This window comes from Pseudomonas sp. Z18(2022), assembly GCF_036346535.1.
Classification (GTDB): domain Bacteria; phylum Pseudomonadota; class Gammaproteobacteria; order Pseudomonadales; family Pseudomonadaceae; genus Aquipseudomonas; species Aquipseudomonas yamanorum_A.
Genome location: NZ_JAOTOA010000003.1, coordinates 209,918 through 229,736, shown reverse-complemented (window position 1 = coordinate 229,736; position 19,819 = coordinate 209,918). Strand labels below are relative to the sequence as shown.

At 62.3% G+C, this 19,819-nt stretch carries 16 protein-coding genes; 10 read left to right on the top strand and 6 right to left on the bottom strand.

Annotation, left to right across the window (positions count from 1 at the left end):
* Position 1 precedes the first annotated feature (1 nt).
* Positions 2-1,294 carry an NAD(P)/FAD-dependent oxidoreductase gene (locus V3W39_RS09130; RefSeq protein WP_177079175.1) on the bottom strand — a complete coding sequence of 431 codons (1,293 nt, stop codon included), beginning with the start codon at positions 1,292-1,294 and terminating at the stop codon, positions 2-4.
* A gap of 115 nt (positions 1,295-1,409) precedes the next feature.
* Between V3W39_RS09130 and V3W39_RS09125 the strand changes: the two genes are divergently transcribed.
* The gene (locus tag V3W39_RS09125; RefSeq protein WP_177043727.1) at positions 1,410-1,763 is read left to right on the top strand and encodes a YkgJ family cysteine cluster protein; all 354 of its coding nucleotides are present in this window, start codon (positions 1,410-1,412) and stop codon (positions 1,761-1,763) included.
* Between the two features lie 3 nt (positions 1,764-1,766).
* Here V3W39_RS09125 and V3W39_RS09120 read toward each other — a convergent pair whose 3' ends face one another.
* Positions 1,767-2,255, bottom strand: coding sequence for an Lrp/AsnC ligand binding domain-containing protein (locus V3W39_RS09120; protein ID WP_003206849.1), 489 nt, complete (start codon positions 2,253-2,255; stop codon positions 1,767-1,769).
* 156 nt (positions 2,256-2,411) lie between these two features.
* Between V3W39_RS09120 and dadA the strand changes: the two genes are divergently transcribed.
* The 6 genes from dadA to V3W39_RS09090 all read left to right on the top strand — a co-directional run bounded on the left by dadA (position 2,412) and on the right by V3W39_RS09090 (position 8,517).
* Positions 2,412-3,713, top strand: a complete 1,302-nt coding sequence (dadA, locus tag V3W39_RS09115) for a D-amino acid dehydrogenase (RefSeq protein ID WP_063033857.1) — start codon at positions 2,412-2,414, stop codon at positions 3,711-3,713.
* Positions 3,685-4,038 (top strand): RidA family protein, encoded by a 354-nt coding sequence (locus V3W39_RS09110; protein WP_046034864.1) that lies wholly within the window; start codon positions 3,685-3,687, stop codon positions 4,036-4,038. The genes dadA and V3W39_RS09110 overlap by 29 nt, the downstream gene beginning before the upstream one ends.
* A gap of 80 nt (positions 4,039-4,118) precedes the next feature.
* The gene (alr, locus tag V3W39_RS09105; protein ID WP_177043728.1) at positions 4,119-5,195 is read left to right on the top strand and encodes an alanine racemase; all 1,077 of its coding nucleotides are present in this window, start codon (positions 4,119-4,121) and stop codon (positions 5,193-5,195) included.
* A gap of 116 nt (positions 5,196-5,311) precedes the next feature.
* Positions 5,312-5,860 (top strand): cupin domain-containing protein, encoded by a 549-nt coding sequence (locus V3W39_RS09100; RefSeq protein WP_003208755.1) that lies wholly within the window; start codon positions 5,312-5,314, stop codon positions 5,858-5,860.
* Positions 5,861-6,042: 182 nt separating this feature from the next.
* Positions 6,043-6,459, top strand: coding sequence for a c-type cytochrome (locus V3W39_RS09095; RefSeq protein ID WP_003208757.1), 417 nt, complete (start codon positions 6,043-6,045; stop codon positions 6,457-6,459).
* A 135-nt stretch (positions 6,460-6,594) separates the two neighbouring features.
* Positions 6,595-8,517: an acetyl-CoA hydrolase/transferase C-terminal domain-containing protein gene (locus V3W39_RS09090; RefSeq protein WP_330212516.1), complete on the top strand. Its 1,923-nt coding sequence runs from the start codon at positions 6,595-6,597 to the stop codon at positions 8,515-8,517.
* Between the two features lie 161 nt (positions 8,518-8,678).
* Here V3W39_RS09090 and V3W39_RS09085 read toward each other — a convergent pair whose 3' ends face one another.
* Entirely contained in the window at positions 8,679-9,251 is a 573-nt protein-coding gene (locus tag V3W39_RS09085; protein WP_177043730.1) for a xanthine phosphoribosyltransferase, read from the bottom strand.
* 58 nt (positions 9,252-9,309) lie between these two features.
* Positions 9,310-11,319: a DNA helicase Rep gene (rep, locus tag V3W39_RS09080; RefSeq protein WP_008439414.1), complete on the bottom strand. Its 2,010-nt coding sequence runs from the start codon at positions 11,317-11,319 to the stop codon at positions 9,310-9,312.
* Between the two features lie 267 nt (positions 11,320-11,586).
* Here rep and V3W39_RS09075 point away from each other — a divergent pair, with 267 nt between their 5' ends.
* On the top strand, positions 11,587-13,257 hold the full coding sequence (locus V3W39_RS09075; RefSeq protein ID WP_177043731.1) for a putative bifunctional diguanylate cyclase/phosphodiesterase: 1,671 nt from the start codon (positions 11,587-11,589) through the stop codon (positions 13,255-13,257).
* Between the two features lie 157 nt (positions 13,258-13,414).
* Here V3W39_RS09075 and V3W39_RS09070 read toward each other — a convergent pair whose 3' ends face one another.
* Positions 13,415-14,818: a NorM family multidrug efflux MATE transporter gene (locus V3W39_RS09070; RefSeq protein WP_330212515.1), complete on the bottom strand. Its 1,404-nt coding sequence runs from the start codon at positions 14,816-14,818 to the stop codon at positions 13,415-13,417.
* Between the two features lie 152 nt (positions 14,819-14,970).
* Between V3W39_RS09070 and V3W39_RS09065 the strand changes: the two genes are divergently transcribed.
* Together V3W39_RS09065 and V3W39_RS09060 are read left to right on the top strand one after the other, a co-directional pair.
* Positions 14,971-15,891, top strand: coding sequence for a LysR substrate-binding domain-containing protein (locus V3W39_RS09065; protein ID WP_177043733.1), 921 nt, complete (start codon positions 14,971-14,973; stop codon positions 15,889-15,891).
* Between the two features lie 178 nt (positions 15,892-16,069).
* A complete protein-coding gene (locus V3W39_RS09060; RefSeq protein WP_259195492.1) occupies positions 16,070-18,046 on the top strand; it encodes a methyl-accepting chemotaxis protein in 1,977 nt (658 codons plus the stop codon).
* Positions 18,047-18,222: 176 nt separating this feature from the next.
* Here V3W39_RS09060 and V3W39_RS09055 read toward each other — a convergent pair whose 3' ends face one another.
* The gene (locus tag V3W39_RS09055; protein ID WP_177079181.1) at positions 18,223-19,719 is read right to left on the bottom strand and encodes a YifB family Mg chelatase-like AAA ATPase; all 1,497 of its coding nucleotides are present in this window, start codon (positions 19,717-19,719) and stop codon (positions 18,223-18,225) included.
* Positions 19,720-19,819: the final 100 nt, after the last annotated feature.

Here is a 19,819-nt window from a genome sequence, read left to right as displayed (position 1 = left end):
TTCAGACCAGCTCTTTCAACCGGTGCCAGAGCATTCCCAAGGCCAACAGCGGCGAGCGCAAGTGCTTGCCGCCCGGGAAGGTGATGTGCGGCACCTTGGCAAACAGATCAAACCGCCCGCTTTGCTGGCCGCTGATAGCTTCTCCCAGCAGCCTGCCTGCCAGGTGTGTGGCATTGAGGCCGTGGCCGGCATAGGCCTGGGCGAAATATACGTTGGGCTGGTCGGCCAGGCGGCCAATCTGCGGCAGGCGGTTGGCACCGATGCCGATCATGCCGCCCCACTGGTAATCGATGTTCACGTTGGCCAGCTGTGGGAACACCTGCAGCATTTTCGGACGCATATAGGCGCCTATGTCCTTCGGATCCCGACCGGAATAATGGCAGGCACCGCCGAACAGCAAGCGTCGGTCGGCTGACAGCCGGAAGTAGTCCACCGTCACCCGCTGGTCACACACCGCCATGTTTTGCGGCAGCAACTCGGCTGCCTGTGCTTCGCTCAAGGGCTCGGTGGCGATGATGTAGCTGCCGGCAGGCAGCACCTTGCCGCTCAAATGCGGGTTGAGGCCGTTCAGATAGGCGTTGCAGCCCAGCACCAGGGTCTTGGCGCGCACATTGCCTTGGGCGGTATGCACGTTGACCTCCGGGCCGTAATCGATGCGCACCGCCGCGGAATGCTCGAACAACTGCACGCCCAACTGCTGTGCCGCAGCCGCCTCGCCGAGGGCCAGGTTCAGCGGGTGCAGGTGGCCGGAACCCATGTCGATCATGCCGCCCACATAGCGGTTGGAGCCAATCACGCTGCGCATCTCGCTGGCTTGCAGCAGGCGCACTTCATGGCGATAGCCGAGGCCTTGCAGCTCTTCGGCGTCGGCGGCCAGGTGTTCAAGGTCGCGGGGCTTGTTGGCCAAGTCGCAGTAGCCCCAGGTCAGGTCGCAGGCGATCTGCGAGCGCTCGACTCGCTGGCGCACGATTTCCACGGCTTCCAGGCCCATCAGTTTCATCTGGCGCACGCCATCGGTGCCGATGACGTTGGTGAATTGATCCAGGCCATGGCCTACGCCGCGAATCAACTGCCCGCCGTTGCGCCCGCTGGCGCCCCAGGCGATTTTGCGGGCCTCCAGCAGGACCACGCTGAGGCCCCGCTCGGCCAGTTCCAGAGCGGTATTCAGCCCCGAAAAGCCGCCGCCGACCACGCACACATCGGCCACGATTTCACCTGTCAGCACCGGATAATCGGGCTGCGGGAAACTGCTGGCTGCGTAGTAGGAATTGGCGTGCCGGGCGCTGGCGGTCATGGGGAGCATCCCTGTTTGGAAAATTTGACGCAGGATACAGCGGTCGGGCGAAGCTGTCTCACCGGGGGCTTTTAGGGCAGAATCCACGCCTATTCGCCGTTCGGTCCCTGTGTCGATGAGTTGCAACAGTCAGAAAGTCAACGCGCTGCGCCGCCAGATTCCCTCGTTCGAGTGCGTCCCGGGTTGCCATGACTGCTGTGGGCCGGTGACCACTTCCACTGAGGAAATGTCGCGCCTGCCGCGCAAGACCGCCGCCGAGCAGGAAGCGGCGATGGATGAACTCAACTGCGTGCACCTGGGCCCCAATGGCTGCACGGTGTACGACGAGCGCCCGCTGATTTGCCGCCTGTTCGGCACCACGCCGACCTTGCCTTGCCCGAATGACCGCCGGCCGGTGGAGTTGATCCATCCAAGAGTGGAAAAGCAGATTCACGAATACATGGCGAGCACGCGGCAAGTGCTGGTCTAGCGCTTAATCCGGGATCGGCAGGTTCAAACTCTCCTTCACCTCTTCCATCACGATATAGCTCTTGGACTCCCGCACATGGGGCAGCTTGAGCAGGATATCGCCGAGCAATTTGCGGTACGACGCCATCTCTGAAATCCGCGCTTTCACCAGATAGTCGAAGTCCCCGGACACGAGGTGACACTCCAGTACATGGGGCAGCTTCAGCACGGCGCGTCGGAATTCTTCAAAGGTGTCGCCAGACTTGTAGTCGAGGCTGATCTCGACAAACACCAGCAAACTGCCCTTCAAATGCTGCGGATTGAGCCGGGCGTTGTAGCCCATGATGATCCCTTCGCGCTCCAGGCGCCGGACCCGCTCGGTGCACGGCGTGGTCGACAGGCCAACCTTTTCCCCCAGCTCAGTAAACGAAATCCGCCCGTCTGCCTGCAGGATGCGCAGGATGTTGCGGTCGATCTTGTCCAGCTCCCGCTTGGTCTGAGTGTTGGTCCGCATAGGGGATGCTCCTCCGTGAAAAGGGTTTTTGCCGAGAATTGTCGCCAAATATAGGCAGTTATATAGTGAAATGCACTGGCGATTGCTTTTTATACTGCCCACATCTTTGTGCTGAACAACAAACGTCAGCGGTCAAGCCGTGATGAGGGAATAAAAATGCGCGTTCTGGTCTTGGGTAGCGGTGTCATTGGCGTGGCCAGTGCCTACTATTTGGCACGAGCTGGTTTTGAAGTGGTCGTGGTCGACCGTCAACCGGCCGTGGCCATGGAGACCAGTTTTGCCAACGCCGGGCAGATCTCGCCGGGCTACGCCTCGCCATGGGCCGCGCCGGGGGTGCCGCTCAAGGCCATCAAGTGGCTGCTGGAGCGCCACGCGCCTCTGGCGATCAAGGCCACCGCCGACATCGACCAATACCTGTGGATGGCGCAGATGCTGCGCAACTGCACCGCCAGCCGGTATGCGGTGAACAAGGAGCGCATGGTGCGCCTGTCCGAGTACAGCCGTGACTGCATTGACGAACTGCGCGCTGAAACCGGTATCGCCTACGAAGGCCGCACCCTGGGGACTACCCAGCTGTTCCGCACCCAGGCCCAGCTGGATGGTGCTGCCAAGGACATCGCGGTACTGAAAGAGTCTGGCGTGCCCTACGAGCTGCTGGACCGCGCCGGCATTGCCCGCGTCGAACCGGCCCTGGCCAGCGTCACCGATATCCTCGCCGGTGCCCTGCGCCTGCCGAACGACCAGACCGGCGACTGTCAGATGTTTACCACCCGCCTTGCCGACATGTGCAAGCAACTGGGTGTCGAATTCCGCTTCGAGCAAGATATCCAGCGCCTGGACTACGCCGGTGACCGCATCAACGGCGTGTGGATCGACGGCAAGCTGGAAACCGCCGACCGCTACGTGCTGGCCCTCGGCAGCTACTCGCCGAAACTGCTCAAGCCGCTGGGGATCAAGGCGCCGGTGTACCCGCTCAAGGGTTACTCGATGACCGTGCCGATCACCAATGCGGCGATGGCCCCGACCTCGACCATTCTCGATGAGACCTACAAGGTCGCGATCACCCGTTTCGACAACCGCATCCGCGTCGGTGGCATGGCTGAAATAGCCGGTTTTGACCTGTCGCTGAACCCGCGCCGGCGGGAAACCCTGGAGATGATCGTCAACGACCTTTATCCTCAGGGCGGTGATTTGAGCCAGGCCAGTTTCTGGACCGGCCTGCGCCCGACCACCCCGGACGGCACGCCGATCGTGGGGGCCACCCCGTTCAAAAACCTGTTCCTGAACACCGGCCACGGCACCCTCGGCTGGACCATGGCCTGTGGCTCTGGTCGTTTGCTGGCCGACCTGATGGCGAAGAAAACGCCGCAGATCAGTGCCGAAGGCCTCGATATTTCCCGTTACGGCAACCACCAGGAGTCCGCAAAACATGTCAATCCAGCGCCAGCTCACCAATGAGCGCATGAGCCAGATCGTTGTCCACAGCGGTACCGTGTATCTGGCGGGGCAAGTCGGCGACGACATGAGCGCCGGGATTGAACAGCAGACCCGCGAAACCCTGGTCAATATCGAGCGTTTGCTGGACCTGGCCGGTACCGACAAGAGCAAGTTGCTGTCGGTGACCATCTACCTGAAAGACATCGACGCGGACTTCGCCGGGATGAACGCGGTATGGGACAAGTGGCTGCCAAAAGGCGTCGCGCCGGCCCGTGCCACGGTTGAAGCGAAACTCTGCGAACCGGAAATCCTGGTTGAGCTGTCTGTTGTGGCCGCTCTGCCTTAAGCAAAAAATCCTCTCCCGGTGCCTGCGTTGTCAGCGGGTACCGGTTTTTTCTTCCCACTGCCGCCTAGAAGCCCGCCGCCATGCGTCCTGCCCGTGCCCTGATCGACCTCCAAGCCCTGCGCCATAACTACCAACTGGCCCGTGAAGTCACGGCCGGAGCGAAAGCCCTCGCCGTGATCAAGGCCGATGCCTACGGGCATGGTGCCGTGCGTGTTGCCCAGGCGCTGGAAGCCGAGGCGGACGGGTTTGCGGTGGCGTGCATCGAGGAAGCGCTGGAACTGCGGGCCGCCGGGATTCGCGGGCCGGTGCTGTTGCTCGAAGGGTTTTTCGAAGCCGACGAACTGCCGCTGATCATCGAGCATGATTTGTGGTGCGTGGTGCATTCGCTGTGGCAACTGGACGCGATTGAACAGGCGCCCCTCAGCAAACCGCTGACCGTCTGGCTCAAGCTCGATTCCGGCATGCACCGTGTTGGCTTGCACCCCAAGGACTATCACGACGCCTACCAGCGCCTGCTGGCCAGCGGCAAGGTCGCGAAGATCGTGCTGATGAGCCACTTCGCCCGTGCCGACGAGCTGGACAGCACCAGCAGCGACGAACAAGTGGCGGTGTTTGAAGCGGCGCGCCAGGGCTTGTCGGCTCAGGTCAGCCTGCGCAATTCGCCGTCGGTGCTGGGCTGGCCGAACGTTTCCAGCGACTGGGTACGCCCGGGCATCATGCTCTACGGCGCCACGCCGTTTGGCGAAGACCAGGCCATCGCCGCGCGTTTGCAGCCGGTGATGACCCTGGAATCGAAAGTCATCTGCGTACGTGAACTGCCGGCCGGCGAGCCGGTGGGTTACGGCGCGAAGTTCATCACCCCGAAGCCGATGCGCATCGGCGTGGTTGCCATGGGTTACGCCGATGGCTACCCGCGTCACGCCCCGACCGGCACGCCGGTGCTGGTGGCCGGCCAGCGCAGCCAGTTGCTGGGCCGGGTGTCGATGGACATGCTGTGTATCGACCTGACGGACGTGCCCCAGGCCGGGCTCGGTTCCACCGTCGAATTGTGGGGCAAAAACATCCTCGCCAGTGACGTCGCCACCGCCGCCGACACCATTCCCTACCAGATATTCTGCAACCTGCGCCGGGTGCCACGGCTCTATTCCGGCGCTTGAGCGGCACCCACGAATGGCAGATCCCGGGATTTAGGCCAAAGTGTTGTAAATACTGAACGCTGTCGCCATGATAACGCTCAATTACAACAACGCCTGAATCCTAGGAGGCTCCTGCATTGGACGTCGGCGAACGACTGCAATCCATCCGTAAACTGAAAGGTCTTTCCCAGCGTGAGCTTGCCAAGCGCGCGGGCGTCACCAACAGCACCATTTCGATGATCGAAAAAAACAGTGTCAGCCCCTCCATCAGCTCCTTGCGCAAGGTGCTGGGCGGCATCCCCATGTCGATGGTGGAGTTCTTTTCCGAGGAGATCCTCCAGGAAAAACCGACCCAGATCGTCTATAAAGCCAATGAGCTGATCGACATCTCCGACGGCGCCGTCACCATGAAACTGGTGGGCCGCGCGCATCCGAGCCGTGCGATTGCGTTCCTCAACGAGATCTACCCGCCAGGTGCTGATACCGGCGAAGAGATGCTCACCCATGAGGGCGAGGAAACCGGGATCCTGGTGGAAGGTCGCCTGGAGCTGGTGGTGGGCCTTGAAACTTTTGTGCTCGAAGCCGGCGATAGCTACTACTTTGAAAGCACCAAGCCGCATCGTTTTCGCAATCCGTTCGAAGTGCCGGCGCGACTAATCAGCGCAGCCACACCCGCGAACTTTTAAGAAAAGAGGCGTCCTGCCTACGTCGCAGAGACTCCCGTAGCAGCATTCCGCCATGCTGAATCTCCCCTTGGTTAATAGGGTTGTTTCGGCGGGGCGGGCTAACCGTTATACTTTCGCCGCCTGCGAAACCGTGGCCGCAGGCGTGAATAGCCACCATTGAGGGTGAACGCGTGAACCTAATTATGAAAATGCTGGCTGCACCAGCAACCGTACTGGCCCTATGGGCCGTCAGCGCTCAAGCTGCGACCAATGATGAAATTGCCAAACGCCTGGAGCCTGTCGGCCAGGTGTGTGTCCAGGGGCAAGAGTGCAAGGGGATGGAAGTCGCCGTGGCCGCGGGCGGCGGCGGTGGCGCGAAATCGCCGGATGACGTGATCGCCAAACACTGCAACGCTTGCCACGGTACCGGCCTGTTGGGCGCACCGAAAATCGGTGATACCGCCGCCTGGAAAGACCGCGCAGACCACCAGGGTGGCCTCGACGGCCTGCTGGCCAAGGCCATCACCGGCCTGAACGCCATGCCGCCAAAAGGCACCTGTGCCGATTGCTCGGATGCCGAGCTCAAAGGCGCGATCGAGAAGATGTCGGGTCTGAAATAAACCGATCTTCGCCAAAAAAGCCGCTGACCAGCGGCTTTTTTGTGCCTGCGATTTGCCTTTTGAGGCTGTTCTTTGCAGCAAAGACCCGGCAAGCTCGGTCCAACCCCAATTCATGGAATGTTCGGGAGAAGTCGGATGGTGCAGTTGTGTTCAATCGAGCAAGCGGTCGACGACGTACTGGCACGGTTGCCGGCGCATATTCACATGGGCATGCCCCTGGGCCTGGGCAAACCCAACCTGTTCGTCAATGCGCTGTACCGGCGCATCGCCAAGCTGCCGGACCGGGCGCTGACGATCTACACCGCATTGGCCCTGGGTCGCCCGACCTTGGGCGATGGTTTGCAGAAGCGCTTTCTGGAACCCTTTATTGAGCGGGTTTTTGGTGATTATCCCGAGCTGGATTTCCTTGCCGCCCTGCGCAAGGACAACCTGCCATCCAACATTCACGTGCAGCAGTTCTTCATGCAGCCCGGCAGTTTGCTCCACAGCCTTTCGGCCCAGCAGGATTACGTCAGCAGCAACTACAGCCACGCCGCCCGTGATATCAACGCTGCCGGCCTGAACCTTGTCGCGCAACTGGTTGCCAGCAGCGCCGAACACCCGGACCGCCTGAGCCTGAGCTGCAACCCCGACATCACCCTCGACCTGTTGCCGATGATCGCCAAGCGCCGTGAGGCCGGTGAGACCATTCTGGTGGTGGGCCAGGTTCACAGTGATTTGCCCTACATGCCCGGCGATGCCGAGTTGGGCATGGACGCATTCGACTTCCTGATCGACGAGAAGGACAGCACCACGCTGTTTTCCACCCCGAACATGCCGGTGGGTTTCCAGGATCACTTTATCGGTTTGCACGCCAGCACCCTGGTGCGCGACGGCGGCACCTTGCAGATCGGCATTGGTTCCATGGGCGACGCACTGACCGCCGCCTTGCTGGCGCGCCAGGCGGACAATGAGGCGTATCGCCTGCTGTTGACCGACCTGGATGTGTACCAATGGGCGCCGCTGATCAGCCATGAAGGCGGCGTCGCGCCCTTTGCCCGTGGCCTGTACGGTTGCAGTGAAATGTTCGTCAACGGCCTGCTGGTGCTGGCCGATGCCGGGATTGTGCGGCGCAAAGTGTACCCGGACGTGGCGACCCAGGAGCGGGCCAACGCCGGCACTCTGGACGAAGCGGCGCAGACCGACGGGATATCGGTGCACGGCGGCTTCTTCCTCGGGCCGCGCAGTTTCTACGAGCGCCTGCGGGACTTGCCCCAGAGCAAGCGCCTGGAATTCAACATGACCCGCATCAGCTACATCAACGAGCTGTACGGGCAGGAAGAACTCAAGCGTTTGCAGCGCCTGGATGCGCGGTTTATCAATAGTGCGTTTACCGTGACCCTGATGGGCGCGGGCGTGGCCGACCAGTTGGAAGACGGTCGCGTGCTCAGCGGCGTGGGCGGCCAATACAACTTTGTTGCCCAGGGCCATGCGCTGGAAGGCGCGCGTTCGATCCTGATCCTGCGCAGCTGGCGCGAATCAGGCGGCGAGGTCAGCTCCAATATCGTCTGGGAGTACGGCCACTGCACCATTCCCCGGCACCTGCGAGACATCGTCATCACCGAATACGGGATCGCGGATTTGCGTGGGCAGACCGATGCCAAGGTGATTGAAAGGCTGCTGAACATCACCGACTCGCGCTTCCAGGACGACTTGATCGAACAGGCGCAAAAAGCCGGGAAGTTGCCGAAGGATTTCCAGCTGGATCCGCGCTTTGCCGACAACACGCCGGAGCGTTTGCAGGGGATTCAGGCGCGGCATCCACGGTTGTTCCCGGAGTATCCGCTGGGTAGTGATTTCACCGAGGAAGAGCGGGATTTGTTGCGGGCATTGAACTGGCTCAAGAGCAAATTCAAGCTGACGGAGATTCTGGAGTTGGGCAAGGCGGCGCTGGATGCACCGGAGCCGGAGGCGTTTCCCGAGCACTTGGTGCGGATGCGGCTGGATAAGCCGGAGGGGTTGAAAGAGGACCTGTACCAGCGGCTGCTGCTCGCCGGCCTACAGGCCACCGCGCACTAACAAACACCACAAATCAAATGTGGGAGCTGGCTTTTGTGGGAGCTGGCTTGCCTGCGATAGCATCAACTCGGTATGAATGAAGTACCGAGGTGCCTGCATCGCAGGCAAGCCAGCTCCCACATTTTGAACTGTGCTCACCCCAGCATTTGAGGCGTTATCGATTACTCGATGAAGGTCACAACCCCACCCGCCAACGACTGCACCCGCGCCAGCGACTCAACCCGGTAACCCTGCGCATCCAGCTCCGCACGGCCGCCCTGGAACGACTTCTCGATCACAATCCCCAAACCAGCCACGGTCGCGCCGGCCTGCTTGATGATCGAGATCAGCGCCTGGGACGCCTTACCATTGGCCAGGAAGTCATCGATGATCAGCACGCGGTCGCTGCTGGTCAGGTGGCGCGGGGAAATCGCCACGGTGCTTTCGGTTTTCTTGGTGAAGGAATACACCGTGGCCGACAGCAGGTTTTCAGTCAGGGTCAGGGACTGCTGCTTGCGGGCGAAAATCACCGGCACGCCCAGGTTCAGGCCGGTCATGATCGCTGGCGCAATGCCCGAGGCTTCGATGGTGACGATCTTGGTGATCCCCGAATCCTTGAACAACGCAGCGAATTCGTCGCCGATCAGTTTCATCAGCGCCGGGTCGATCTGGTGGTTCAGAAAGGCGTCGACCTTGAGTACCTGATCGGAAAGCACGATGCCCTGTTCGCGAATTTTTTTGTGCAGTGCTTCCACGGAAAGCTTCCTCTGTTGGCGCAACACGCGCCGAAAGTAGATTAAAAAGTAGTCGATTCTAGCGCTTTAACATCGCGCGTATATCCGCCAGGGCGGTGTTGCCGCGAACGGCTTTGACTTCGGTGGGTGTGTCGTCGTTGCCTTCCCACGCCAGGTCGTCCGGCGGCAGTTCGTCGAGGAACCGGCTGGGGGCACAATCGATGATTTCGCCGTACTGCTTGCGCTTGGCGGCAAAGGTGAAGGCCAATGTCTGACGCGCGCGGGTAATGCCCACGTAGGCCAGGCGCCGTTCTTCCTCGATGGTGTCGGCTTCGATGCTGGAGCGGTGCGGGAGGATTTCCTCTTCCATGCCCATGATGAACACGTAGGGGAATTCCAGGCCCTTGGACGCATGCAAGGTCATCATCTGCACGCCTTCGGCGCCGTCTTCCTCTTCCTGCTGGCGTTCAAGCATGTCGCGCAACACCAGCTTGCCGATGGCGTCCTCGACGGTCATCTCGCCTTCTTCGTCCTTCTCCAGGGTGTTTTTCAACGCCTCGATCAGAAACCACACGTTGCCCATGCGGTAATCGGCGGCCTTGTCGCTGGAGCTGTTGGTGCGCAGCCAGTTCTCGTAGTCGATATCCATGACCATGCTGCGCAGGGCGCTGATGGGATCTTCGCCGGCGCACTGCTCGCGCACCTTGTCCATGAAACGCTTGAAGCGCGCCAGGCGATCGGTGAAGCGGGTGTCCAGGTGTTCGCCCAGGCCGATTTCGTCGGTGGCTGCGTACATCGAGATCTTGCGTTCGGTGGCGTAGTTGCCGAGCTTTTCCAGGGTAGTCGAACCGATTTCCCGGCGTGGGACGTTGATCACCCGCAGGAAGGCGTTGTCGTCGTCCGGGTTCACGATCAGCCGGAAGTAGGCCATCAGGTCCTTCACTTCCTGGCGTCCGAAAAAGCTGTTGCCGCCTGACAGACGATAAGGGATCTGGTGGTGCTGCAGCTTCAACTCGATCAGCTTGGCCTGATAGTTGCCGCGGTACAGGATCGCGAAATCGCTGTAGGGCCGGTCGGTGCGCAGGTGCAGCGTGAGCAGTTCGACGGCCACGCGCTCGGCTTCGGCGTCTTCGTTGCGGCAGCGGATCACACGGATCTCGTCGCCATGGCCCATCTCGCTCCACAGCTGTTTTTCAAACTCGTGGGGGTTGTTGGAGATCAGCACGTTGGCGCAACGCAGGATGCGGCTGGTGGAGCGGTAGTTCTGCTCCAGCATCACCACTTTCAGGGATGGGTAATCGTCCTTGAGCAGCATCAGGTTTTCCGGGCGGGCGCCGCGCCAGGCGTAGATCGACTGGTCGTCGTCGCCCACCACGGTGAACTGGTTGCGCTTGCCGATCAGCAACTTCACCAGCAGGTATTGGCTGGCGTTGGTGTCCTGGTATTCGTCCACCAGCAGGTAGCGGACTTTGTTCTGCCACTTTTCGAGGATGTCGGCGTGTTCCTGGAACAGCTTTACCGGCAGCAGGATCAGGTCGTCGAAGTCCACCGCGTTGAACGCCTTGAGCGTGCGCTGGTAGTGGGTGTAGACGATGGCGGCGGTCTGTTCCTTGGGGTTGCGCGCAGCTTCCAGGGCTTCGGCGGGCAGGATCAGGTCGTTTTTCCACGAGCCGATCATGTTCTTGATCTCGTCGACGCCGTCGTCGCCCGCGTATTCCTTCTGCATGATGTCGGTCATCAGCGCCTTGACGTCAGTCTCGTCAAAGATCGAGAAGCCCGGCTTGTAGCCCAGCCGCACGTGCTCCTTGCGGATGATGTTCAGCCCCAGGTTGTGGAAGGTACACACGGTGAGGCCACGGCCTTCGCCACCCTTGAGCAGGGTGCCGACGCGCTCTTTCATCTCCCGCGCCGCCTTGTTGGTAAAGGTCATGGCGACGATGTACTGGGCACGGATGCCGCAGCTCTGGATCAGGTGCGCGATCTTGCGGGTGATCACGCTGGTCTTGCCGGAACCGGCACCGGCGAGCACCAATAGAGGGCCGCCGACGTAGTTCACGGCTTCTTGCTGCCGGGGATTGAGTCGGGACATACGAAATTCAGGAAGTCATTGATCAAAAGGGCGGGCATTTTAACAGGCTGGCAAGATTCTGCTGCCTCTGAACGACAGTGTGACGTACCACTCGATCTAAATTTGCCGGTTTTGTTACTTTGCCGCAGGATGTGCAGGGTATTTCGGACTATTGTTCGGTCTAGAGCTGCGCAGTGCGTATTTGATAAGCCCTGTCATTGGTCATTATCGGGTCGCACGTCATAATGCCCGCCGCCAACGAAATTTTGCAGAGTCTAGGGAGCTAGCTTGTCTACGCCTGTCGAACCCTTGCGTTTGCTGCTACTGGCCGATGAGCCAGCGTGGGCAGCGTTATTGCGCGAGTGCCTGGCGCCGATGGGCATCGGTGCCGTGTTGATCAGCGCACCCAACTGGGAGTCTGTGAGCAATCTGTTCGACGACGATCACAGTGCGGTGTTGCTGACCACGGCCAACCTTCAGCCCGGCCCCGGTCGTTGCAGCTTGCCAACGGTATTGCTGTTGGAAGAGGAACCTTTGGTTTCGCCCCTCGGCGTCAGCGACTGGCTGGTGCTGAATGCATTGGATGTGGATACATTGCGCCGTTGCCTGCGGCATGTGCGCGAGCGCGGTGTATTGGAAAACACCCTGCAACGCCTGGCCGAGCAAGACCCACTGACCGGTATCGCCAACCGCCAGGGTTTCCAGACCCTGTTGACCGCCCGGTTGGCGGAAAACGACGGCCGTGGCGTCGCCCTCGGTCACCTCGACCTGGACAACTTCCGCCACGCCAACGACGCCCTCGGCCACCAGGCCGGCGACCGGCTGATCCTGCAAGTGGTCTCGCGGCTCAAGAGCCAGCTGGAGGCCGGCGATCAACTGGCGCGCCTGGGCAGCGATGAGTTCGCCCTGCTGATCGACACCCGCCGTGCGCCCCAGCGCGCCGAATGGATGGCCGAGCGCATCGTCGAAGCCATGGCCGAACCGTATTGGGTCGATGGCGAAAGCCTGCTGATCGGCTGCAGCCTCGGCGTGGCCCATGCCCGCGCCAAGGCCGGCGCCGACCCGCTGATGTGGCACGCCCATATCGCCATGCAGCAAGCCAAGAGCACCCAGGGCTGCACCTTTCATATCTTCAACGAACGCATCAACCGCAATGCCCGCAGCCTCGCCGACCTTGAAAGCGAACTGCGCCGCGCGTTGCGCCGTGACGAACTGGAGCTGCATTACCAACCCCGGCTGGACCTCGACGACGGGCATATCGTCGGCCTCGAGGCGCTGGTGCGTTGGCGCCACGGTGAGCGCGGCCTGTTGCCGCCGAGCGAGTTCGTGCCGCTGGCCGAGCAAAGCGGGTTGATCGTGCCGCTGGGTTACTGGGTGATCTCCCGGGCCCTGCGCGACATGCAAGACCTGCGCGAACGCGGGATTGCGCCGCTGCACATGGCGGTCAACCTGTCGTTCCGCCAGTTCCAGGACAGCCAATTGCTCAGCACCCTCAGCCGGCTGATTGCCGAGCGTGGCGTGGAAGCCCAGTGGCTTGAGTTTGAGCTGACGGAAACCGCCGTGATGCGCCGCAGCGACCTGGTCAAGCAGACCATGGACGCCCTCGGCCGGCTGGGCGTGCGCTTTTCCCTGGATGACTTCGGCACCGGCTTCTCGTCGTTCGTGCACCTCAACAGCCTGCCGATTGCTTTGCTCAAGATCGACAAGAGCTTTGTCGGCGGTATGGAAGAGCGCGAAGAGAACCGCAAGCTGGTCCACGCCATGATCAACCTGGCCCACAACCTGAACCTGGAAGTGGTGGCCGAGGGTGTGGAAACCGCGGAACAACTGGCGTTGCTGCGGTTGTTCGGCTGTGATCAGGCCCAGGGTTACCTGATCAGCAAGCCGCTGCCGTTGGCGGAACTGGTGGACTACCTGACCTTTGGTGACAGCCAGCAGTTGGTAGGCGGCGTGATCTGACCGTGTAAACCCAATCAAACTGTGGGAGCCCGCTTTTGTGGGAGCTGGCTTGCCTGCGATAGCATCACCGCGATGTGTCTGACCGACCGAGGTGCCTGCATCGCGGGCAAGCCCGGCTCCCACATAAGCCAACTCCTGCACTGACCGAGTACATTCGTTACTCAGGCTGTGCGGCTTGAAACCCGCGGTGGGTTTCAGGCTCCTGGCGAATCATCCGCTTCATCTTCCGCTCAAACGCCCACGTCAGGCTGACTGCCGCGCACGCCAGGCCCAGGGCCAGGCCCCACCACACGCCCGTCGGCCCCCAACCAAGATTAAACGCCATCAGCCACGCGGCCGGTGCGCCGATCAGCCAGTAGCAACCCAGCCCGACCAGGAACGTGGTCTTGGCGTCCTTGAGCCCGCGAATGCAGCCCATGGCGATAGTCTGCACACCGTCGAACAGCTCAAACCACGCGGCCACGGCCAGCAGGCTGACGGCGAGGTTGATCACGTCGCGAAAGGCCGGGTCGTTCTGGTCGAGGAACAAGCTGATCAATTGGTGCGAGAACAGCCACAGCACCGCTGCAAAGCCCAGCATCACCAGCGCGCCAAAGCCGATACCGACCCGCCCGGCGAGCCGCGCCTCCAGCAACTGCCCTGCACCGTAATGCTGGCCGATGCGCATGGTGATCGCGTAGGACATGCCTGCCGGCACCATGAACGCCACCGACACAATCTGCAGGGCAATCTGGTGCGCAGCCAATTGCGTGCTGCCCATGGTGCCCATGCACAGCGCCGCGAAGGCAAACAGCCCGACTTCCACCGCATAGGTGCCGCCAATCGGCAGGCCCAGGCGCCACAGTTCCCGCAGGTAATGCAGGTTGGGCCGCAGCAGGCCCTTGCGCAGCGGATAGGCGTCGTAGGCGCGGTTGTATTTGATGTACCAGATCAGCGCCAGGGCCATGCAGTTGGCGACGATGGCCGTGACCAGGCCAATGCCCATCAGCCCGAGTTTCGGCAGGCCGAACATGCCTTCGATCAGCGCGTGGTTGAGCAGGTAGTTGATCACCGTGCCGCCCAGGCTGATGACCATCACCGGCGTGGCCTTGCCGATGGCGCTGGTGAAGCCGCGCAGTGCCATGAACGTCAGGTAGCCGGGCAGGGCGAACGGCAGGATGGTCAGGAACTGGCCGGCGGAGGCGACGTTGGTTTCGGTTTGGCCGAACATCAGCAGCACCGGCTTGAGGTTCCACAGTAGCAAACCGGCCACCAGCGCCATCAACCAGGCCAGCCACAGCCCGGCCTGGGTCAGCCGGGTGGCGCCTTCGATGTCGCCCGCGCCCTGGCGGATCGCGACCAGGGTGCCCACGGCTGCGATCACGCCGATGCAGAAAATCGACACGAACGAATAGCTCGCCGCCCCCAGGCCGCCGCCGGCCAGGGCCTCGGGGCTCAGGCGGGCCATCATCAGGGTGTCGGTCAGCACCATCAGCATGTGGGCCAACTGTGAGGCAATCAGCGGCCCTGACAGCCGCAGAATGGCCCAGAGTTCGGTACGTGCCGGATGCTGCATGATCATCACGCTCAAAAAGTCAGGGAAGGGTGGAAGGGTTGATTCTCGGCGCTCACAGCGCTTTGCACAAAGGGATAAATCCGATGGTTAGCATGATTAAAACTCATGCCTGAATGATTCTGGTAGGGTTTCGATATTGCGCCGTCGGAGCTTTCGCCATGTCTCGTCGTCTTCCTCCTCTTTACGCCTTGCGCGCCTTTGAAGCCGCGTCCCGCTACAACTCGTTCACCCGGGCGGCGGAAGAGTTGTCGATCACCCAAAGTGCGGTGAGCCGGCACATTCGTACCCTGGAGGAGCATTTCGCCTGCCGCCTGTTCCAGCGCAGCGGCCGCACCTTGCAGCTCACCGAGGCGGCGCGCCTGCTGCTGCCGGGCGTGCGCGAAGGCTTTGCGGCCTTGGAGCGCGCCTGCCATACGTTGAATGCGGAAGACGACATCCTGCGCATGAAGGCCCCGTCCACCCTGACCATGCGCTGGTTGCTGGCGCGCCTCAGTCGCTTCCGGCACTTGCAGCCGGGCAATGAAGTGCAGCTGACCAGCGCCTGGATGAGCATCGATGAAGTGGACTTCAACCAGGAGCCGTTTGATTGCGCGGTGTTGCTGAGCAATGGGCATTTCCCGCCGGACTGGGAGGCGAGCTACCTGTTCCCCGAGTTGCTGATTCCGGTGGGCGCGCCGAACCTGTTGAGCGACGGCCCCTGGGATGTCACACGGCTGGCCACTGCCGAATTGCTGCACCCGACGCCCGACCGTCGCGACTGGCGCTACTGGCTCGAGCGCATGGGGCTGTCATCCCAGGTTTCGCTCAAGGGCGGGCAGGTGTTCGACACCTTGGAGTTGGGCATGATCGCCGCCGCCCGAGGGTACGGCGTATCCATGGGCGACTTGCTGATGGTGGCCGAAGACGTCGCCCAGGGCCGCTTGAGCCTGCCATGGCCCACCGCCGTGGCCAGTGGGGAAAATTACTACTTGGTGTGGCCGAAAACCCGGCCCGGAGGCGAGCGTTTGCGACGCTTGGCGGACTTTCTCCAGGGCGAGGTGCAGGCGATGGAATTGCCCCGGGTGGAGCGCCTCGATTGAGGTGTTTGCGCGCCTCGGAGCAATCGTTTGCGTGATACCCCTGCGAATTGCTCAAGTATTGAGCTTGCCCGCCGAAGTAGGGTTGTTGGAACTAGCGTTCTACAACGTTTCCCCTATTAGAATTTTGCCGAGCAGCGCTATGAGATCAGGATGATCCTGGCCTCGGCCAGGAGCCTTCATGTCTCAACCTCGCGCCCGGATCGCCTCCCAACTGGGGCTTGCCCTCGCCGTGATACTGGCGGTCGTCATCAGCGGCAGCACGGTGTTCGCCTTGCGTTCGCTGGACTCCGCCAACCTCGACACCCGCGAGGAACACCTGGCCAGCGAGGCCCGGTTGCTGGCCGACCAACTCAATACCTTCCACAGCACCCTGCGCGAAAGTACCCAGCGTTTGAGCGGGCTGTTTGAAAAGCGCTTCAGCGCTGGCTTGAGCACGCGCCCCGACCAACCGGTGACGGTGGCGGGCGTGCAGACCCCGGGCCTGTACCTGGGCGAGGAAGTGCTGAACAACAACTTCGCTGAAGTCGACGAGTTCAAGCAGATGTCCGGCGGCGTGGCGACCTTGTTCGTACGCAGTGGCGAGGACTTTATCCGCGTCAGCACCTCCCTGACCAAACAGGACGGCAGCCGCGCCATCGGTACGGCGCTGGATCACCAGCACCCGGCCTATCAGCGTTTGCTCGGCGGGCAGGGCTACGTCGGCCGCGCGGTGTTGTTTGATCGCTCCTACATGACCCAATACAGCCCGGTGCGTGACGCCAGCGGCAAAGTGATTGCGGTGCTGTTTGTCGGCTTCGACTACACCGACGCGCAGAACGCCCAGTTCGACAACCTCAAGCGCTTCCGCATCGGCCAAACCGGTTCCCTGGCGCTGCTGGACGAACAGAAGCACTGGCTGGTGCCGCCGGCGGGTGTGCAGGCGCTCGACCAGGCGATCCCGGTGATGCTCGATCTGGCCGCCAAACCCGGCAAAGGCCGCTTCTGGAGCGACAAGAACGAAGACTTCTACAGCGTCGCGGTGCCGTTTGAAGGCGGCCCGTGGTCGGTGGTGGCGAGCATGCCGAAAGCCGAAATTCGTGCGGTGACCTGGTCGGTGGGCATTCGCCTGGTGATCGGCAGCTTGCTCGCGATGTTGCTGGCGGTGGGCGCTGCGGTCTGGCTGCTGCGCAGCAAGTTGCAGCCGTTGGGCGACCTGGTGCGTCAGGCCGAAGCCCTGGGCGCTGGTGATTTGAGTGCGCGGCTCAACGTTTCCAGCCATGACGAAATCGGCCAGTTGGCCCGCAGTTTCAACCAGATGGGCGAAGCGCTGTCGACCATGGTGTCGCACATCCGTAAGGCCGCTGAAGACGTGAACAGCCGCGCCCAGGCGCTGTCGGGTTTGTCTGGCGGTGCGTATGAAGGCATGGAGCAACAGTCCGGCGAAATCACCAGCATGGCCGGCGCAGTGGAAGAGTTCAGCGCCACCTCGCTGAACATCGCCGACAACATGGGCAATACCGAACGCCTGGCCCAGGACAACGCCCAACAAACCAAGATCGGCCGCACCTCGATGCAAGAGGCGTCGTCGTCCCTGGAACACATCGCCACTGCACTGAACAGCACGGCCACGGTGATTAACACCCTGGGCCAGCGCTCCCAGGAAATCGGCGGGATCGTCGGTGTGATCACCGCGATTGCCGAACAGACCAACCTGCTGGCGCTCAACGCCGCCATCGAAGCCGCACGGGCTGGTGAGCAGGGGCGCGGGTTTGCGGTGGTGGCGGATGAAGTACGCAACCTCGCGTCGCGCACCCGTCAGGCCACGGACGAGATCTCCGGGATGATCCAGAGCATCCAGCAGGAAACCGGCAACGCCATCAGCACCATGGAGCAAGGCAACGTGCTGATGCAGGAAGGCCTGGCGCGCAATGCTGACGTGGCATCGGCGCTGGCGCGGATCGACGAGCAAAGCCGCTCGGCCGGCCAGCAGTTTGCGGCGATTACCACTGCCACCCAGGAGCAGAGCAGCACGGCGACCTTGCTGAGCAGCAACCTGCAGAGCATTGCCCTGGCCAACAGCGAGCAGCGTGAAGTGGTGTCGAACCTGGCGATCACCGCCAAGGAACTGGAAACCCTGGCGGCGGGCTTGCGGCATGAGGTTGACCGGTTTCGTTGATTGACTGTTCGGGCCCCATCGCGGGCAAGCCCGCTCCCACAGTTGACCGTGTTGTTCTGAAGTACGCGGTCCACTGTGGGAGCCGGGCTTGCCCGCGATGACGGCCGATCCGACGCCTCAAGCCTCGGTCCGACAGCCCAGCACCTGGTTGCGCCGCGCGGTGCTCCTGGGGTTGCCTAGGAAGCGCTGGCAGGCCGGTACTGCAAGGCTTCCGCCAGATGATGGCGGGCGATGGCATCCACCTGTTCCAGGTCGGCCAGGGTGCGGGCGACCTTGAGCAGGCGATGCGCCGCCCGCAACGACAGCGTCAGCCGTTCGCACGCGCTCTCCAGCCAGCCTTCATCGGCCTTCACCAGCTTGCAGTGCTGGCGTAGCCCCGGCAGGTCAAGAAAGGCATTGGCGCAGCCCTGGCGCCGTTGCTGACGCTCCCGGGCCTCGGCGACGAGCACGGACGCGCTGGCGGTGTCATCGCCGGACTGTTTGCCCGGGTTCAGCGCGGTGCTTTCCCGGGCGACAGTCACGTGCAGGTCAATCCGGTCCAGCAGCGGCCCGGAGAGTTTGTTGCGATAGCGCTGGATTTGCTCCGGCGTGCAGCGGCAACGGCCGCTCGGCTCGCCCACATAGCCGCAAGGGCAGGGATTCATCGCCGCCACCAACTGGAAACGCGCCGGGAAACTCACTCGGTCGCGGGCGCGGGAAATCACGATATGCCCGGATTCCAGCGGCTCCCGCAGCACCTCCAGGACCTTGCGATCAAACTCCGGAAGCTCATCGAGAAACAACACACCGTGATGGGCCAGGGTGATTTCCCCCGGCTGCGGTTTCGACCCACCGCCCACCAGCGCCGGGCCGGATGCCGAATGGTGCGGCTGGCGAAATGGCCGGTGCGGCCAGTGGCTCAGCGGCGCCAGGCTGACCACCGACTGAATCGCCGCGACCTCCAGCGCTTCCTGCTCACTCAAGGGCGGCAACAACCCCGGCAGCCGGCTGGCGAGCAAGGTCTTGCCGGTGCCCGGCGGCCCGCTGAGCAACAGGTTGTGGGCGCCCGCCGCAGCGATCAACAGGGCGCGCTTGGCTGCCAGTTGGCCCTGCACTTCACTGAGGTCCGGGTAGGGCTTGTTCAGGTACATCAGGCCACTGGAAACGAAGGGTTCGATCGGCACGTGACCGTTCAGGTGCGCCACCACTTGCAGCAGATGATCCACCGCAATCACCTTCAACCCCGAGGCAAGGCACGCTTCCTCGGCATTGGCCCGAGGCACGATCAAGGTGCGCCCGGCCTTGCGCGCCGCCAGGGCTGCCGGCAACACACCTTTCACCGCCCGCACCTCGCCGGACAGCGCCAGTTCGCCCAGGCATTCCACGTTATCGAGGGTCAGCGTCGGCACCTGCACGCTGGCGGCGAGAATCCCCAGGGCAATCGCCAGATCAAAACGCCCGCCGTCCTTGGGCAGGTCGGCGGGCGCGAGGTTGAGGGTGATGCGGCGGGACGGGTATTGCAGCGCGGAATTGAGAATGGCGCTGCGCACGCGGTCTTTGCTTTCCTTGACCGCGGTTTCCGGCAGGCCCACCAGCGTCAGCGACGGCAAGCCGTTGGCCATGTGCACCTCGACGGTGACGGCGGGGGCTTCGACGCCAATCTGGGCGCGGCTGTGGACAATGGCGAGGGACATGCTCGATCCTTGAAATGAGTGGCCGCTTCCTGCGGTTTTTCAAGGGTAGTTCAGAGGTTGCTGCGTGCGCCCTGGAAGTTTTACAGGACATCTCACAGGT

Excerpts from the sequence above, each read along its gene's own strand:
- dadA (WP_063033857.1), top strand. The coding sequence starts at position 2,412 with ATGCGCGTTCTGGTCTTGGGTAGCGGTGTCATTGGCGTGGCCAGTGCC.
- V3W39_RS09110 (WP_046034864.1), top strand. The coding sequence starts at position 3,685 with ATGTCAATCCAGCGCCAGCTCACCAATGAGCGCATGAGCCAGATCGTT.
- V3W39_RS09130 (WP_177079175.1), bottom strand. The coding sequence starts at position 1,294 with ATGACCGCCAGCGCCCGGCACGCCAATTCCTACTACGCAGCCAGCAGT.
- V3W39_RS09055 (WP_177079181.1), bottom strand. The coding sequence starts at position 19,719 with ATGTCCCTCGCCATTGTCCACAGCCGCGCCCAGATTGGCGTCGAAGCC.
- alr (WP_177043728.1), top strand. The coding sequence starts at position 4,119 with ATGCGTCCTGCCCGTGCCCTGATCGACCTCCAAGCCCTGCGCCATAAC.
- rep (WP_008439414.1), bottom strand. The coding sequence starts at position 11,319 with ATGTCCCGACTCAATCCCCGGCAGCAAGAAGCCGTGAACTACGTCGGC.
- V3W39_RS09095 (WP_003208757.1), top strand. The coding sequence starts at position 6,043 with ATGAAAATGCTGGCTGCACCAGCAACCGTACTGGCCCTATGGGCCGTC.
- V3W39_RS09090 (WP_330212516.1), top strand. The coding sequence starts at position 6,595 with ATGGTGCAGTTGTGTTCAATCGAGCAAGCGGTCGACGACGTACTGGCA.
- V3W39_RS09060 (WP_259195492.1), top strand. The coding sequence starts at position 16,070 with ATGTCTCAACCTCGCGCCCGGATCGCCTCCCAACTGGGGCTTGCCCTC.
- V3W39_RS09125 (WP_177043727.1), top strand. The coding sequence starts at position 1,410 with ATGAGTTGCAACAGTCAGAAAGTCAACGCGCTGCGCCGCCAGATTCCC.
- V3W39_RS09070 (WP_330212515.1), bottom strand. The coding sequence starts at position 14,818 with ATGATCATGCAGCATCCGGCACGTACCGAACTCTGGGCCATTCTGCGG.
- V3W39_RS09120 (WP_003206849.1), bottom strand. The coding sequence starts at position 2,255 with ATGCGGACCAACACTCAGACCAAGCGGGAGCTGGACAAGATCGACCGC.
- V3W39_RS09065 (WP_177043733.1), top strand. The coding sequence starts at position 14,971 with ATGTCTCGTCGTCTTCCTCCTCTTTACGCCTTGCGCGCCTTTGAAGCC.